General features: G+C 62.3%; 14 protein-coding genes and 1 pseudogene. 8 read left to right on the forward strand and 7 right to left on the reverse strand.

The annotated features are described in order from the left end of the window. Positions 1 to 40: 40 nt before the first annotated feature. A pseudogene (locus tag OO730_RS07770) lies at positions 41 to 508 on the forward strand (GAF domain-containing protein); the annotation flags it as partial. A 132-nt stretch (positions 509 to 640) separates the two neighbouring features. Continuing rightward, positions 641 to 1,660, forward strand: coding sequence for a type I glyceraldehyde-3-phosphate dehydrogenase (gene gap / locus OO730_RS07775; protein ID WP_264984142.1), 1,020 nt, complete (start codon positions 641 to 643; stop codon positions 1,658 to 1,660). Between the two features lie 84 nt (positions 1,661 to 1,744). Here gap and OO730_RS07780 read toward each other — a convergent pair whose 3' ends face one another. The 4 genes from OO730_RS07780 to OO730_RS07795 all read right to left on the reverse strand — a co-directional run bounded on the left by OO730_RS07780 (position 1,745) and on the right by OO730_RS07795 (position 6,250). Continuing rightward, entirely contained in the window at positions 1,745 to 2,719 is a 975-nt protein-coding gene (locus OO730_RS07780; protein WP_264984017.1) for an acyltransferase family protein, read from the reverse strand. A 40-nt stretch (positions 2,720 to 2,759) separates the two neighbouring features. Further along, a complete protein-coding gene (locus OO730_RS07785; RefSeq protein ID WP_264984018.1) occupies positions 2,760 to 3,692 on the reverse strand; it encodes a GGDEF domain-containing protein in 933 nt (310 codons plus the stop codon). Positions 3,693 to 3,881: 189 nt separating this feature from the next. Beyond that, positions 3,882 to 5,006 carry a lytic transglycosylase domain-containing protein gene (locus OO730_RS07790; protein ID WP_264984019.1) on the reverse strand — a complete coding sequence of 375 codons (1,125 nt, stop codon included), beginning with the start codon at positions 5,004 to 5,006 and terminating at the stop codon, positions 3,882 to 3,884. Positions 5,007 to 5,059: 53 nt separating this feature from the next. Further along, entirely contained in the window at positions 5,060 to 6,250 is a 1,191-nt protein-coding gene (locus tag OO730_RS07795) for a PhoH family protein (protein WP_264984020.1), read from the reverse strand. 290 nt (positions 6,251 to 6,540) lie between these two features. On the opposite strand from OO730_RS07795, the gene OO730_RS07800 reads away from it, so the two are divergent. Beyond that, positions 6,541 to 6,924, forward strand: a complete 384-nt coding sequence (locus OO730_RS07800) for a tautomerase family protein (protein ID WP_264984021.1) — start codon at positions 6,541 to 6,543, stop codon at positions 6,922 to 6,924. Here OO730_RS07800 and OO730_RS07805 read toward each other — a convergent pair. Then, positions 6,921 to 8,576: a glycosyltransferase family protein gene (locus OO730_RS07805; RefSeq protein ID WP_264984022.1), complete on the reverse strand. Its 1,656-nt coding sequence runs from the start codon at positions 8,574 to 8,576 to the stop codon at positions 6,921 to 6,923. The two genes, OO730_RS07800 and OO730_RS07805, sit on opposite strands and share 4 nt — an antisense overlap. Before the next feature lie 375 nt (positions 8,577 to 8,951). On the opposite strand from OO730_RS07805, the gene OO730_RS07810 reads away from it, so the two are divergent. Both OO730_RS07810 and dgt read left to right on the forward strand, forming a co-directional pair. Next, on the forward strand, positions 8,952 to 9,179 hold the full coding sequence (locus OO730_RS07810) for a flagellar biosynthesis anti-sigma factor FlgM (RefSeq protein WP_264984023.1): 228 nt from the start codon (positions 8,952 to 8,954) through the stop codon (positions 9,177 to 9,179). 375 nt (positions 9,180 to 9,554) lie between these two features. Continuing rightward, entirely contained in the window at positions 9,555 to 10,880 is a 1,326-nt protein-coding gene (gene dgt / locus OO730_RS07815; protein WP_264984024.1) for a dGTP triphosphohydrolase, read from the forward strand. A gap of 75 nt (positions 10,881 to 10,955) precedes the next feature. On the opposite strand, the gene htpG is transcribed toward dgt, so the two are convergent. Further along, the gene (gene htpG, locus OO730_RS07820; RefSeq protein WP_264984025.1) at positions 10,956 to 12,845 is read right to left on the reverse strand and encodes a molecular chaperone HtpG; all 1,890 of its coding nucleotides are present in this window, start codon (positions 12,843 to 12,845) and stop codon (positions 10,956 to 10,958) included. A 112-nt stretch (positions 12,846 to 12,957) separates the two neighbouring features. After that, positions 12,958 to 13,566 (reverse strand): helix-turn-helix domain-containing protein, encoded by a 609-nt coding sequence (locus OO730_RS07825; protein WP_264984026.1) that lies wholly within the window; start codon positions 13,564 to 13,566, stop codon positions 12,958 to 12,960. Between the two features lie 298 nt (positions 13,567 to 13,864). On the opposite strand from OO730_RS07825, the gene OO730_RS07830 reads away from it, so the two are divergent. The 3 genes from OO730_RS07830 (at position 13,865) to OO730_RS07840 (ending at position 15,153) form a co-directional block, all read left to right on the forward strand. After that, positions 13,865 to 14,341, forward strand: coding sequence for a DoxX family protein (locus OO730_RS07830; protein WP_264984027.1), 477 nt, complete (start codon positions 13,865 to 13,867; stop codon positions 14,339 to 14,341). A 94-nt stretch (positions 14,342 to 14,435) separates the two neighbouring features. Then, positions 14,436 to 14,801, forward strand: coding sequence for a MerR family transcriptional regulator (locus tag OO730_RS07835; RefSeq protein WP_264984028.1), 366 nt, complete (start codon positions 14,436 to 14,438; stop codon positions 14,799 to 14,801). Positions 14,802 to 14,808: 7 nt separating this feature from the next. Next, positions 14,809 to 15,153 (forward strand): carboxymuconolactone decarboxylase family protein, encoded by a 345-nt coding sequence (locus OO730_RS07840; RefSeq protein WP_264984029.1) that lies wholly within the window; start codon positions 14,809 to 14,811, stop codon positions 15,151 to 15,153. Positions 15,154 to 15,169: the final 16 nt, after the last annotated feature.

The following is a 15,169-nucleotide window of genomic DNA, read 5'->3' on the forward strand; positions in this document are numbered from 1 at the left end:
TCGGGGCCTTCCGTGAAACCGCAAACAAGGCAGGTTCGATATGAGTCAACGGTTATACAAAACGATCTACGATCTCGCCCGGACAGTGAACTCCAGCCTTGAACCCTCCGAAGTGATGGCCGCCATAACCAAAAAGGTGGCACAGGCAATGGATGCCATGGGGTGCTTCATCCGTGTTCTCGATAGCCATGAAACCATGCTCGAACCCGGCGGACACTACGGACTCAGCGACCGCTACGCCCGGAAGGGGCCTGTGGAGGTGGACAAGAGCCGCCTGGACCAGGAGGTCCTGAAGGGCCATGTGGTGGTGATCGACGACGTGTGTGAGGACAGCCGCTTCCAGTACCCCAAGGAAGCGCAGGCCGAGGGAATCGTCTCACTGGCAGTGGTGCCGCTCAATGCTCGCGACAAGATACTCGGCGTGCTGCGCGTCTATTCCGGCGAGCGCCGCGAGTTCAACGAAGAAGAACTGGATTTTCTCCGGTGCATCGCCAACCTCTCCGGGCTCGCTCTGGAAAATGCGCGCATGTACAAGGCCCTCAAGCGCACCAGTGAGCTGGCCGACGATTTCAATTACCGCGTGTTTGAAGACCAACAACAAAAACCGGCTTCGGGACCGAGGTCCTCCGGGAGGAAAATAATGGCCAAAATAAGAGTCGGCATAAACGGATTCGGTCGCATCGGCCGCCAGGTACTTAAAACCATTTGGGAACGCCACCGCGACACCCTGGAGGTCGTCGCGGTCAATGACCTGTTCGACATAGAAACCAACGCACACCTGCTGCGCCATGACACCTGCTACAAATCATTGCCTGTCCCCATCGCCGTGGACGGGGACGTCTTCCGGGTGAGCGACGACTTCACCGTCCGCAACTTCGCCGAGCGGGACCCCCGCAATATTCCGTGGGGCAGACTGGGCGTGGACGTGGTGGTGGAGTCCACCGGCATTTTCCGGACCGGCCCCGCTGCGGCCCAGCACATCCAGGCCGGGGCCAAAAAAGTCGTCATTTCCGCACCGGGCAAGGACGAGGACATCACCCTGGTCATGGGTGTGAACCACCACCTGTACGATCCGGTCAAGCACCACATCGTGTCCAACGCGTCCTGCACCACCAACTGCCTCGCCCCCATAGTCAAGGTCATTCATGAGGCCTTCGGCATCAGCAAGGGCGTGTTGACCACGGTGCACGCATACACCAACGACCAGCGCATCCTGGACATGCCGCACAAGGATCTGCGCCGGGCCAGGGCTGCGGCGTGCAACATGATCCCCACATCCACCGGCGCGGCCAAGGCCGTCGGCCTGGTCATTCCCGAAATGCAGGGCCGTTTCGACGGCTTCTCCGTCCGCGTGCCGACCCCCACGGTTTCCCTTGTGGACTTCGTCGCCGTGCTTGAAGGGGACACCGACACCGAATCACTCAAGCACGTGCTGCGCGAGGCGGCCCAAGGCTCCCTGAAGGGCATCATGGCCTACAGCGAGGAGCCGATGGTCTCCTCCGATTACGTGGGCAACCCGAATTCGGGCATTGTGGAAGCCGACTTCACCATGGTCCAAAGCGGCAACTTGGCCAAAGTCTATGCATGGTACGACAACGAGTGGGGCTATTCCTGCCGGGTGGCGGACCTCATCGACTACATGGCGGGAAAAGGATTGTAACCGGCCCGGATGTCCCGGTTCAGGGGCCGCGTCGGTTTCAGTCGAACGCACCATCAAATCCCCGGTCATGCGATCGGGGATTTTTCATTGCCTATGCCGACGGAACCGGGAAAACGGCGAGACCAGTCCGAGGGAGGCCCGGACCACGATCGGGGTGGACAGGAGCCAGGCCAGGAGGACGGCCGCCGGGACCAGGAGCCAGGGGGTGGAGCCGATGACGTCGTGGGCAGCGGGGATGGCCCGGTACGGGATGAGCAACGCGGAGTGCAGCAGGTATACGTGCAGCGAATGGCTGCCGATGCGGGTCAGCATGCTCTTGGCTCGCGGCACCAGGGCGAGCGCCGCCAGCCCCGAGCCGAAGGCCACGCCGTACATCACGACCCGGCCCACCAGCCCGACCGGTATGGCCGGTCCCAGGCCCGCGTAGGAGTTGTTGCCGTACAGCATGGGCTGGATGTTCCACCGGGCCAGGAAAAACGCGGCCGGGAGGGCAAGGGCGATCACCACACCGGCGGCGGGCCTGGACAGGACGGCAACGGGGCTCGTGCCCCTCTCCCGCATCAGGCGCCCGGCCAGGAAGAACGGCAGGAGCACGATGGTCCGGGACAGGCTCAGTTCCAGCCCCACAAAGGGGATGAAGCCGACCCCCACCGCGACGCCGATGGTCACCGGCAGGGCGTGGGGCAGGCGCACCACATGGGGCAGCAGGACCCGCCAACAGAAAAGGCTGAGCAGGAACCAGAGGCCGTAATGTCCCTCGTACACGGGATAGGGCTCGACCCCCACCGCTGTCTGGAGCACCCAATGGATGCCGAAGAAGACCACGTACGGAGCCAGGAGCAGCTTCGCCCCCTTGATCACCGGCTCCCATCCGCCCACGGCGCGCGACAGGTAGCCTGAAATCAGGGCGAACATGGGCATGTGAAAAAAGTATATCGCGATGTAGAGGGCGTCGGCCCCCCGGTCGCCGCTGGGCACGGGCCAGACCAGATGGCCGAGCACCACCAGGGTGATGAGCACGCCCTTGGCGTTGTCGATGCTGGTGTCGCGGCCGGTCATGCCCTCTTCTAGCAGGATCAACGCCGCCAGGGAAGCGGCGCTAATTGGGTATTGCCTGACCGGAGGAGGTCTTGCTGTCACCTATATGAACACAATTGCGTCCTGATTCTTTGCTGAGGTACATCTGGTGGTCCGCCCTGCCGACAACGGATTCGGTTGTCTCGCCGTCTTTGGAAACCGCTCCTCCCAAAGATATTGTGACCCGAATCAGTTCGCCTTCATGCTCAACCCAGGAATGCTCGGCAAGGGAGCGAAGACGCTCGGCGGTAACGGCGAGCCCCTTCTCTGTAGCGTTCGAAATGAAAACAACGAGTTCTTCCCCACCCCACCTGCAGACGACATCCAGAGGCCTGAGAGCTCCTTCAATGGTCTTGGCAACCATTTGGAGTACCCGGTCACCAATTGGATGGCCCCATGTGTCATTGACTTTCTTGAAAAAATCGACATCCACGAACAACACGCCATAGGGGACGCGGCTCTCCTTCAGCGTTGCTTCCAGCCGATCAAGTGTGATGTCGGCATAGCGACGATTCCCTATTCCCGTCAGCGGATCCGTGAGAACCTCCTTCCTCAGATTCTCCATTTCCTGCAGGATATTGACGTTCTTGCTGTTGTCGGAAAAAACTTCAACGGCCCCGATAATGGCGCCTTGCTCATCCCTCATCGGGGAAGCACGGACAAAAACGGGGATTCGGTGCCCGAACTTGTGGTGCATGTATACGCTGGCTTCTCTGGACTTCCCGTCTCCCATCGTTCCTTCAAGGGGACAGCCTGCCAGACATAATTCGTTGCCGTCTTCATCTATATGGCGAAGCAAATTGTCGGCGCAACTGTTGCCCACAACCTCTTGTGCAGTATAACCGCTCAATCTTTCGGCAGCCTTGTTCCAGTAAACCACCTTACGATCCAAATCCACGAAGTAAACTCCCTCAAGGAGCGAGTCGAGCAAGCCTTTATAAAACTCCTGATCCATAACGTTTTCTCCCTGCGTAATATAACTCACACTACAGCCCTGGCTGCAAGAAAAAACTCGCAATTGCTCTCAATCTCTTGAGAATACAGGCAACTGCGATCTGGCAGGGGCTGACCATCTCATTTCCCTTGCACACGGGGAAAAGACGGCAGCACAATAAGCCTAGGAACCGAAGGCCCCGGATGCGCCTTATTTCGACAGATACAGCTTCTGGCCGGGACGGATGGTGGACCGGGTGGTGAGCTTGTTCAGCTTGCACAGCTGCCACAGGGTCATGTTGTGTTTGCGGGCGATGGCGGTCAGGGAATCGCCGCTTTGCACCACGTAGGTGTCGGGCCGGAGGTTCTTGCGGTAGCTGGTGATGAGGGGATGGTACTTGTCCGCGAACTCCTCGGACGCGCCCTCGGGCAGGAACAGGATGTGCTCGCCCTTGGGGATGACGTCGCCGAGCAGTTGCGGGTTCAGGTCGCGGATGGTCTTGTAATAGGTCCCCGCGGCCTTGGCCACGATGGTTACGGGCGTGGGGTACTTGGCCTTGAGCTTGATGCGGTCGAACCGGGTGGGCGCATAATAGTCGCCGGGCCGCAGGTCGAAGCCGTACCGGGCCGGGTCGGACATGATCAGCTTGGCCGCGATGGCCCGCAGCACGTACCGCTCGGTCTCTGTGGGCAGGTGCAGGCGGTAGTAGTCCTTGACCTCCTGCTTGCCGACCTGCTTATCCAGCCCGTTCTCGCCCATGTTGTAGGCGGCGCAGGCCAGGGTCCAGGACCCGAACTGGTCGTGCAGGTCGCGCAGATACCGGGCCGCCGCCCTGGTGGAAAGATAGAAGTTGCGCCGGTCGTCGATGGCCCGGTCCACGGTCAGGCCGTACTTGCGGCCCGTGGAGGAAATGAACTGCCAGACCCCGCGCGCGCCCCGGTTGGACCCGGCATGGGGCTTGAGCGCGGACTCGATGACCGCCACGTACTTGAGGTCGTCGGGCATGTCCGCGCCCCTGAGCACGGTCTCGATATGCGAAAAGTAGCGGCCCGAACGCTTGAGCCAGAGGATGGCCTGGGCGCGGTCCCAGAGCATGAGCAGCAGCTCCTTCTCCAACCGTTCGCGCACCTCGGGCAGGTGCAGGGGCACGAACTCGCCGCAGAAATCCAGCGGCCCCTTGATGCGGATGGCCGACTCCAGGGACGGGAACCGCGCCTCCTGCATGGGCTCCATCATGGCGGGCTGTTGCGCACGGCCGAAGCTCGGGACGCAGACCGTCCAGACCAGGAAAAAGAGTCCCGCGAGGAGCGGGATGCGGTCATGCCTTTCGGGCATGCTGTAAACTCCGTGACGCCCGCGCCGGGCCCGGCCCGGCGCGGGGGTGTCTGCTACAGTTTCGATTTCAGCACGATGTCCGTGATGGGCCCGCGGGAGCGGTCGCCCTTGAGAACCATGTGTGCATAGTTCTTGTACCCTTTGAGCTTGCGTACTGTCCAGTTCAGACCGTTGTTCGACTCGTTGAGGTACGGGTTGTCCACCTGCCGGGTGTCGCCCAGGCAGATGCACTTGACGCCCTCGCCCATGCGGGTCAGCAGGGCGCGGGTCTCGCCGCGCGACAGGTTCTGCATCTCGTCCACGATGACCACGGCGTTCTCGATATTCATGCCCCGCAGGAAAGCCACGGGCTGGACCTCGAATTTCTTGGGGTTGAACTTGAACTGGTCGCTTTGGGGATCGAGCCAGATGCGGTTGCACGGGCGGATGTCGTGCAGCTTGATGAGCAGGTCCTGCACATACTTGATGTACGGCAGCATCTTCTCCTCGATGTCGCCGGGCAGGTAGCCCATCTTGGCCCCTATCTCCACCACCGGCTTGACCAGGTAGATCTTGCGGTAGGGATTGTCCTTGCGCTCCAGCATCAGGTAGAGGGCGGCGGCGAGCGACAGGAAGGTCTTGCCGTAGCCCGCCTCGGACTGGATGGACACCAGGTCGATGCCCTCGCAGAGCATCAGTTCGAGGGCCAGGTTCTGGTAGACGCTTCGCGGCTTCACGCCCCAGATTTCATGGGTGTAGCCGATCTCCTTGGGCCCGTCCGGGCCGTGGAAGATCGGGGTCCCGTTCTCCCAGCGGAAACAGTTGCGGACCGGCTCCTCGCCCTCGTCCACGAACCCGGTGTAGCGCTGGGACTCGGACCGGAACGGGTCGGAGTCGCGGTACTCCTCGCTGGGGATGCCGTAGCACTTGGCCTTGATCTGGAGGATGCGGTCGTTGGTGATGAGCACCGGGTCCTGCGGACCCACGTGCAGGGTCTCCTTGAGAATGCGGTCGTCCAGGACCGGATCGGTCAGGGTCTCGGCGAAATCGGGCGGGAAGATGTTGACGTCGTCGTCATGAAGAATGGCGCGAACGGCCTGTGAAACGATGTGCCCGATGCGCGGGTCTTTTTTCAGGCCGTCCAGCTCGGCCAGCACAGTATACGGAATGTATATCTGGTTTTCCGCCCCGTTGCGCAGGGCGGTGATGCATTTCGGGTTTTCAATAAGGACGTTGGTGTCGAGGACAAAATGCTTCTGGGCCATAATCCCCCGTCCGGCGTTATATGTTGATTCCTGGGCTTCCGACAGCTGACAACCCGTACCCGGGAATCAGGAAATCAATTTCATCGCCACCTCCATGACAGGTTCTGTTGGTGTAAAAACCATGACCACTTTTCGAGAAAATGTCTAGAAACAAAATGCCGTAAATCGGTCGGGAAATCATGGCGGGCCGGTGACGAAATACGTCGTTCCCGTGTCCGCTGCATCTCGCTTTTTTCATTTGCAAAACCGCCCCCGCCCGGCTAGGCGTGGAGCATACCGGAGGGAATATCATGCCGCTTACCACACTGACCATGCGCACCGGGCGGGACGCAGCGAGCAAGAAGGAGCTCCTCGACGGCGTGCACGACGCCCTGGTCCGGGCCTTCGGCATACCGAAGAACGACCGCTACCAGTACATCAACGAGGTCGGGCCGGAGAACTGGGACGAGAGCCGGAGGGACGGCGAAATTCTGGTGGAGATCAAGGCCTTTGCCGGGCGGAGCGTGGACGCCAAGCGCGCCCTGTACGCGCATATCGTGGACAACCTGTCGGCCTGCGGCGTGCCGCCCGAAGACGTGTTCATCGTGGTCCACGACCTGCCCATGGAGAACTGGGGGATTCGGGGCGGCAAGGCCGCCTGCGACGTGGACTTTTCGTTCAGGATCGACGTCTAGCCGCCGATGCCCAGCCTGGCCGCGATCCGCCCGGACGGGTCGCGCCCCTTGAGCACGCGGATGAACGCGGGCTCCTGCCCCGCCTTCACGGCCAGCTCCCGGGCCAGGTGCATCTCCTCCAGCCCGGACTCCAACCGGCAGGCCGCGAGGTCGGCCAGGGCGATCTCCAGGGCCAGCCGCCAGTCGTCGCGCTCGAACAGGGTCAGGATGGAGAGGTAGCCCACCCGGGTCTGGCCCGTGCCGAAAACGGGCCTGAGCACGGCGTCCATCAGGCGCAGCGTGGGCAGATCCTGCGGCGTGTCCTCCAGCACCATCATCAGGCACTCCATGGCCGTGGCCGGGAGGTGGCGGGCCGGGTCGAACCCGAATCCCGGACGCAGGGCCAGCCCCCGCCTCTGCAGGTCCCTGGCCCACAGGGTGTAGAGCGCGTTCGGGCTTTCCGGCGGGACCGGCTCGATTCCCCCGTCCTCAAGGTGCCTATACCAGAAGGTCTTGGCCCATTTGAAATCGTTGAGGCGCAAGGCGGCCATGGACGCGGCCAGGTTGAGGTCCGGCGCACCGGCTGTGGGCCGGGTCAACAACGCCTTGAGATTCTCTTCCAGCAGCTTCGGCGCGTCCACCAGGGCATGGAGGCGCAGGGTGGCGGCCATGATGTCCCCGTCCTGGTCCACGCCCCCCAGCAGATCGAGCACCGTCTTCAGCCCCACCTCGGAAACGCCCGCCTCCCACATGGCCCCGGCCGTGAGCGCGGTCCACTTGGCCGCCCCGCTTCCCGTGGCCCGGTTCCGACTCGCGGCGCGCGCGTATTCCACGATGCGCCGGGCGCGGTGGACCGGCAGGTGTTCGGCCCTGACGCGGGCGTGGGCCGCCCTGGACATGGTCCGGACCAGCTTGTCGTTGGCCAGGTACCCGGCCAGCTTGTCGTCCAGCTCCACCACGTGATCATAGGTGTCCATCTCCCGGCCGGGCTCGAACAGCTCGGCCTGCTCGTCGATGGCCTGACCCACGACCAGACAGCCGCAGCAGGCTCCCTCGAAGAGCCGGAAGTTGACCTCCCCGAAGATGGATTCGTTGGGAATGATCTTTGACCGGGAATAGAGGTCGAGCATGGCCGCCTTGGGCACGGAGTCGCGGATGGCCGGGTTGCAGGCCGCTCCCTTGTCCATGAGATATTCCACCAGCCACTTGCGTGCCGGGCGCTGATCCGTGACGCGCCCCACAAAGGCCAGGCCGTGGACGCGCTCCTCCCACGGGTTGAACGGCCGGTCCAGGCCGAACCACGGCAGCCAGCGGACGTCCGGCGCACCGCGCTCGGCGAGCCGGGGAATCCACGCCTTCTGGGTGGAGCAGACCACGTCGAACAGCCGCGCGTACGCGCTGTGCCAATGGGCGTTGAGATGGGGGTCCACGGCCCAGAACAGGAGGGGGCAATCAAGGGAATCCAGGCCGGTCAGCACGGACCGCACCCCCAGCCGCTCCACCTGCAGGACCAGGTCGGGCGTGAACCCGGCCCCTGCCAGGGCGGCGGGCAGATCGAAAAACGGGGCGGGCGAGGCATGCAGGTCAAGGACCCGGTATCCCTCGCCTTCAAATGCCCGGCCGAGCTCCGGCGGCGCGTCAACGAGACAGATGGTGGTGATGTCGGCGGACATGCACGGTCCATACACTGTTTTGCCCCTGCTTGTCATTGGCGGAACCGACGCGGCAGCGGCTGGAATCCCCCCGGCAGCGGTCGTTTCCGGCTGTTTTCAACCATTTTTGAAAAACCTATCTATATGTTTTTAAAAGAAAAATTAATTCGGAAAAAACGGCTACGCACCCTAAGCCTCGGGCGCGGACCGTCCGATAAGAGTTTCAACCGCGAACGGGGACCACGAATACAGGTTCCCGCAGCAACCATCCTACGGGTTGCGGGAGTAGCCTGATCGCAGGGACGTGATCAGAGGCTGTCGCAACGGGATGAGGGGAGAATCCGGGAAGGGAGTGAGACCCCTTCCCCTTGACTTCAATAACCCAGGGAGGGGTTAATGAAGGGTTATAAGGATAGCCGCGTCCAGTGCGCGGTCGATATGGAAACGGAACGCGTTTTCGACGAGTTCGACGCCACCGAGTCGGAGCGGCCCCATCGGGACCCGCCCGATGAACGGGCACGCAAGATCGCCCGCCTCAAGGCGGAGGTCGATGCAGGCACCTACAAGGCGGACGTCATGGACATCGCGAGGCTCCTGACATCGGCCATGGACCCCACGCTGTAGGGTCGCCCGCAAAAAAGGCGGGGCTGGTTTTCCAGCCCCGCCTTTTTTGCGGGCGACCGTGCCGGTTGGGGATAGCGGGCCATCTGCACATTTTGCCGGGCTTGCCCCTGTCCTCGCCGTACGGGGGTACGGCTGCGGTAGGGCTGCGCCCGACAAAATGCACATCTGACCCACTCTACCCAACCTCCATGCATCGGGGAGGAAAGCCGCTGTTGGGTGCGTGCCGCACCCAAATCGCTCCAAAGGGGAGAAAGAAGCGAGGGGTCGCTTTGCTTCCTCGCCGGGGGAAGTAAGGAGAGTGGGTGATTGACCCTTGGGGGAATATTTGGTCCAATTCGTCGGCTTGACGCAACCCCGAAACAGCACAGGTTTTTCATGACGCAACGGATGGATTGGACGCGGCTTCTGGATGCTTCCCGGTATGGAAGCGAGAGCGGCGGGGACCGGGTGCGAAGCCCGTTTCAAAAAGACATCGACCGGATCACGTTCAGCGACCATTTTCGGCGGCTGGCGCGCAAGACGCAGGTCCACCCGCTCAACGAGAACGACCACATCCATTCCCGGCTGACCCACAGCCTGGAGGTGGCGTCCGTGGGCAAGAGCCTGGGCGAGCTGGCGGGGCTGTTTCTGGAGGAGCGGGGCGAGCTGCCCCACGGGCTGCAGCCCCGCGACGTGGGAGAGGCGGTCCAGGGTGCGTGCCTGGCGCACGACATCGGCAACCCGCCCTTCGGGCACAGCGGGGAGGAGGCCATCAAGGCCTGGTTCAGGCAAAACCGGGACGGCCTCAACCACCTGCGGCCGGAACAGCGCTCCGACTTCATCAAATTCGACGGCAACGCCATGGCCGTGCGCGTCCTGCTGTCCACCGGATTCTACAAGACCGGCATGAGCCCGACCCACGCCGTGCTCGGCGCGCTGCTCAAGTACCCGTGGCCCTCGGACTTCGACGCCGGGAAGGACAAGTTCAGCTACTTCCAGACCGAAGCCGACGCCATGGCCGAGGTCGCCGAGACCCTGGGGCTCATCCCCATGGACGGGCGGTACTCGCGGCCGCCCCTGGCCTACCTGACCGAGGCCGCCGACGACATCTGCTACCGGATCATCGACATCGAGGACGGCACCGAGATGGGTATCCTCGACCCCATGTTCATGTACGACCGCTTTGCCGCAGCCCTGGGCATGGACAAGGACGAAAAGTACGCAAAGCTGCCTGACGCCCACTTCCGGCAGCGCAACTCCCAGATACGGGCCAAGCTCATCCACCTGGCCACCGAGGAGATCGCCGGGCTCTTCGAGACCCATTACGAGGCCATCATGACCGGCACCTTCGACGTCAAGTCGAGCCTCATGGAGCAATCCGAGGGCGGCATCTGCCGGACCATCCACGACGTGTACGGTTCCATCACCAGGACCCTGTTCCTGTCCCGGCGAAAAGCCATCCTGGAGCTGGGCGCGCAAAACGCCATCGGACGCCTCCTGGACCAGATCATGGGCGAGGCGCACCGGTTCTGTACCGAGGAGAAATCCGCCAACCGGGACAAGGTGAAAATCCTCATCGGCGACGACATCATCGACGGTATCCCCACGGACCGCCCCGACTGCCACTACCGGGTCGTCATGGCCATCGTGGACTATGTCTCGGGCATGACCGACCACTACGCCACGGAGCTGTGCCGCAAGCTGCTCGGCCTGGGCTACTGATCCCGACACAAAAACAAAAGCCCGGACTGGCCGGTCCGGGCTTTCTCATATCTCCGCCGCTTGCGCGGCAGGGGGTTATTTGCTTGCGTCCACGTACCAGCCGCTGGACTTGGTGAGCAGGTCCTGAACGCGGCCCACCAGGGCGTGGGGGTCGGTCAGGTAGCCTTCGAGCAGCAGGGCGGATTCGAAGAGCTGGTTGGCGGCCTGGTCGATGAACGGGTCGTTCTCATCCCTTTCCATGATGGACAGCATGTTGCGGATGAGCGCGTGGTCCGGGTTGATCTCCAGCACCTTCTTGGGAATGGACGAGTCCTTATGCATGACGCGCATGATCTTGTCCATGGAGGAAGTGAACTGGCCGTCCGGGTTGGACAGGCAGACCGGGGAGTCGGACAGCCGGGTGGACGGCTTGACCTCGGTCACGGAGTCGCCGAGCGCGTCCTTGAAGCGGGCAACGAGCTTGTCCAGGGTGGATTTCTGCTCCTCGCTCAGGGCCTCGGGCTTGTCCTCCTTTTCCAGGGACTCGAACTTGTCGAGCTTGTCCATCTCCGCGTGCTCGGCGGCCACCAGCGCGTAGCCGTCGAATTCGCGCAGGGCGTCCATGACGAATTCGTCGATGGGCTCGTAGAGGTACAGGACCTCGATGGACTTCCTGCGGAAAACCTCCAGGTGCGGGGACAGGCCGAGGGCCTCGCGGCTGGGGCCGTAGGCGTAGTAGATTTCCTTCTGCTCTTCCTTGGCCCGACCGATGTAGTCGGCGAACGAGGTCAGCCCCTTTGCGTCCTCGGAGGCGGAAGAGTTGAAACGCACCAGGCCGCCGAACTTGTCCTTGTTCAGGAAGTCCATGTAGCCCGCCTTGAACAGCTCGCCGTGGGCGCGCCAGAACTCGTTGTACCGGTCCGCGTCGTCCTTGGCCATCTTCTCCAGATGGGTGAAGACCTGCTTGGTCAGGGTGGAGCTGATCTTGCGCATCAGGATGTTGTCCTGCAGGGTCTCGCGCGAAATGTTCAGGGGCAGGTCCTCGGTGTCCACCACGCCCTTGAGGAAGCCCAGGTATTCGGGCAGCAGGTCCTTGTTCTGCTTTTCGATGAGCACGCGGCGGACGTACAGGTCCAACCCCCGGTTCTCCCGGCCCAGGCCGAACGGGTCGTCGCCGGACTTGGGAATGAACATCAGGGCGTTGAACTGGACCGGCGCGTCAACGGACGTGTGCAGGGTGTCGAACGGGTCCTCGGCGTCGAACGTCAGGAACTTGTAGAACTCGGCGTACTGATCGGATGTGATCTGGAACTTGGGCTCGCGCCACAGGGCCTGGATGGTGTTGACGCGCTCCTCACCCACGAAGATGGGGAAATTGATGAAATTGGAGTGCTTGTTGATGATCTGCTTGAGGTGCGCCTCGTTGGTGAACCGGTCGGCCAGATCCTTCTTGAGGTGGACCACGATCTCGGTGCCGCGCGGTCGGTCCTCGTCCAGTTCCTGGAGCTTGTAGTCGGTCTTGCCGTCAGACGTCCAGGCGATGGGGGCGGCCCCTTCCTCGGCGGATCGGGTGGTCACGGTCACCTCGTCGGCCACCATGTACACGGAATAGAAGCCCACGCCGAACCGGCCGATCAGGGAGTCGAGGGACTCCTTGCCCTCCTCGGCCAGCCGGGTCAGCTCGGCGGTGCCGGAGTGGGCGATGGTGCCGATGTTTCGCATCAGCTCGTCGCGGGTCATGCCGATGCCGGTGTCGGTGATGGTCAGGGTCCCGGCGTCCTTGTCGACGGTGATGCGGATTTCCTGGGTCACGCCGTCGTCCTCGCCCTCGCTCTGGGACTTGAAGCGGACCTTCTCCAGGGCGTCGGACGCGTTGGAGACGAGCTCGCGCAGGAAGATTTCCTTGTTGGTGTACAGCGAGTGGACCAGAATATCGAGCAACTGGCTGACTTCGGCCTTGAATTTGTGGCTGGTTTTTCTGCCCATGTTAACTACCTCCGGAATCGAATGATATACGTGCCCGCCGGTCGAGCGGCGCTCGACCGGCGGGACTATGGTTAGGAGAGTGTGTTCGGGTGGTTAGTCCCCGGAACAGGGACTAGGTAGATACTGATTTGATCTTGTCAAGGAGGTACTTTTCCATTTCGCGGCGGTCCTTCCTCAGCCGGACCATCTCCGCTTCCATGACCGCCAGCTTCTGCTTGAGTTCCTTGTTCTCGCTCTTGAGGGCCTCGGTCTCCTCCATGGCGGCCGTGATGCGCCCGGCCGCGTCCTCAAGCCCCTGGCGCACGTCGGAAATATCCGCGCCTCCCGCGTTTTGGGAGTCGAGCACGGAGCGGATGCCGTCGCCCACGGACTTGGCGATCTCCATGCCGATGGCCGCGGCCATCTTCATGACCGGCTCCATGGACGGGCCGTTCACGGCCATGGCCGCCGGGACGCCGACGGATTCGGGCATGGCGTCGGCCTGCAGGGGGTAGGAATGGGCCAGCTGGTCCATGACGTCGCGGGCCGTGTGCCCTTCCTTGAGCAATTTGGAGATGGTGGCAAAAACCTCAACGGCTTCGGGCCGAAACCGCTTCTGGCGACCGCGCCCCACCGAGGGCAGGTGCTGGGCGAACCGGTTCTTCCAGTAATGCACCGTGGACTCGGGCAGATCCAGTTCGCGGGCGATCTCAGCCACGGAAAGCACTTTTTTGCCGGTCATTGCACACTCCTCCACTGCTTGTAGACCTTGTTGTTCTTCATTGGAGTACAGAAAAAACCGGCTTATCTCAAGAAAAAATAAACTTTATCCTATTTATTTTTAAGATTTTTTTCTGAAACACCCAATTTTCGACATGGTTGTGGTTGAAATTCTTGAATTTTTCTAGACTTTTGGTAGAGAAAACGATCGACAGCCTTCGGAACGGTGGCCCGGCATTGAAAAAGCCCATTTGCGCTCCGCCCGATATCCATTTATCGTCACGCAACAAAACGCGACCACAGCAAGGAAACCACAGCGCATGAAACCTCTCCTGTCCGGCAGCCCGGCCTATTTCATCCTCAGGCTCATCCTGGGCGGCCTGTTCCTCTATGCGGGCATCCTCAAGCTCTCGGACCCGGAAGGCTTCGCCATGACCATCAACCTGTACGGGCTGGTCACATGGCGCATGTCCACCCTTCTGGCCTACGCCATCCCGACCGTTGAGGTCATCACCGGCCTGGGGCTGATCCTCGACCTGCGCGGGGCTCTTGCGGCCGTTGTCGTACAGTTGTTGGGGTTCATGTGCATCTTGCTCTACGCCCTGTACATCGGGCTGGACGCGGATTGCGGTTGCTTCGGCACGCCACGGGCCACGGACAACGATCCGACGGGCCCGCTCCAGGCCTTCCTGCGCGACGGGGCCATGCTCATCGGCTGCGCCGCCATCTACTGGCAGCGCCGCTTGGGCGGGCATATCCCGCGCCCGCTCCCCCTGCCCTTCTCCAAACTGCGATAGACTGCGAACCCGGGCCCTGGAAACCGAATGGGATTTCCCCTTGACTTAGAGTTTACTCGAACTTGTACCCTGGCTTCAGGAGTGAAGAAAGCGCATGACAATCAGCGACACGGCCAAACGACTCGGACTCAGCCCGCACACCCTGCGGTACTATGAAAAGATCGGCCTGATCCGCGACGTGGAGCGGGCCTCGGGGCGGCGCGTCTACACCGACCGCGACCTGATCTGGCTGGAATTCGTGCTGCGCCTCAAGGCGACCGGCATGGGGCTTGCCCGGATTAAACGGTACGCCGACCTGCGCTACGAGGGCGACGAGACCGTCCCGGAGCGAAAGGCCATGCTGCTTTCCCACAGGCAGGACCTCGAGTCGGCCATCGCCCGGCTCAAGTCCAATCTGGTCGCCCTCGACCACAAGATCGAACTGTATGAAGCCATGGAGAAAGAGCATGACGCGTTATGAAAGAGGAATGAAGAAGCTTGAGGAAATCGACGGACAGGCAGGGCAGGCAGTGGTGGACGGCCTCCGGGACATCGCCCCGGATTTCGCCCATTACCTGATCGAGTTCCCCTTCGGAGACATCTACTCGCGCCCCGGACTGGACCTCGAATCGCGGGAGATAGCCACCATCGCGGCCCTGACCGCCATGGGCACGGCTGCCCCGCAACTCAAGGTGCACATCGCCGCCGGGCTCAACGTGGGCCTGACCCGCGAACAGATCACCGAGACCATCATGCAGATGGCCGTGTACGCCGGGTTCCCGGCCGCCCTGAACGGGTTGTTCGCCGCCCGCGAGGTGTTCGCGGCCCATTAGCCCCCGCAACCGCCAA

Origin of the sequence: Pseudodesulfovibrio portus (genome assembly GCF_026000375.1) — a bacterium.
GTDB classification, from domain to species: Bacteria; Desulfobacterota; Desulfovibrionia; order Desulfovibrionales; family Desulfovibrionaceae; genus Pseudodesulfovibrio; species Pseudodesulfovibrio portus.

Excerpts from the sequence above, each read along its gene's own strand:
- gap (WP_264984142.1), top strand. The coding sequence starts at position 641 with ATGGCCAAAATAAGAGTCGGCATAAACGGATTCGGTCGCATCGGCCGC.
- OO730_RS07780 (WP_264984017.1), bottom strand. The coding sequence starts at position 2,719 with ATGACCGGCCGCGACACCAGCATCGACAACGCCAAGGGCGTGCTCATC.
- OO730_RS07785 (WP_264984018.1), bottom strand. The coding sequence starts at position 3,692 with ATGGATCAGGAGTTTTATAAAGGCTTGCTCGACTCGCTCCTTGAGGGA.
- OO730_RS07790 (WP_264984019.1), bottom strand. The coding sequence starts at position 5,006 with ATGCCCGAAAGGCATGACCGCATCCCGCTCCTCGCGGGACTCTTTTTC.
- OO730_RS07795 (WP_264984020.1), bottom strand. The coding sequence starts at position 6,250 with ATGGCCCAGAAGCATTTTGTCCTCGACACCAACGTCCTTATTGAAAAC.
- OO730_RS07800 (WP_264984021.1), top strand. The coding sequence starts at position 6,541 with ATGCCGCTTACCACACTGACCATGCGCACCGGGCGGGACGCAGCGAGC.
- OO730_RS07805 (WP_264984022.1), bottom strand. The coding sequence starts at position 8,576 with ATGTCCGCCGACATCACCACCATCTGTCTCGTTGACGCGCCGCCGGAG.
- OO730_RS07810 (WP_264984023.1), top strand. The coding sequence starts at position 8,952 with ATGAAGGGTTATAAGGATAGCCGCGTCCAGTGCGCGGTCGATATGGAA.
- dgt (WP_264984024.1), top strand. The coding sequence starts at position 9,555 with ATGACGCAACGGATGGATTGGACGCGGCTTCTGGATGCTTCCCGGTAT.
- htpG (WP_264984025.1), bottom strand. The coding sequence starts at position 12,845 with ATGGGCAGAAAAACCAGCCACAAATTCAAGGCCGAAGTCAGCCAGTTG.
- OO730_RS07825 (WP_264984026.1), bottom strand. The coding sequence starts at position 13,566 with ATGACCGGCAAAAAAGTGCTTTCCGTGGCTGAGATCGCCCGCGAACTG.
- OO730_RS07830 (WP_264984027.1), top strand. The coding sequence starts at position 13,865 with ATGAAACCTCTCCTGTCCGGCAGCCCGGCCTATTTCATCCTCAGGCTC.
- OO730_RS07835 (WP_264984028.1), top strand. The coding sequence starts at position 14,436 with ATGACAATCAGCGACACGGCCAAACGACTCGGACTCAGCCCGCACACC.
- OO730_RS07840 (WP_264984029.1), top strand. The coding sequence starts at position 14,809 with ATGAAGAAGCTTGAGGAAATCGACGGACAGGCAGGGCAGGCAGTGGTG.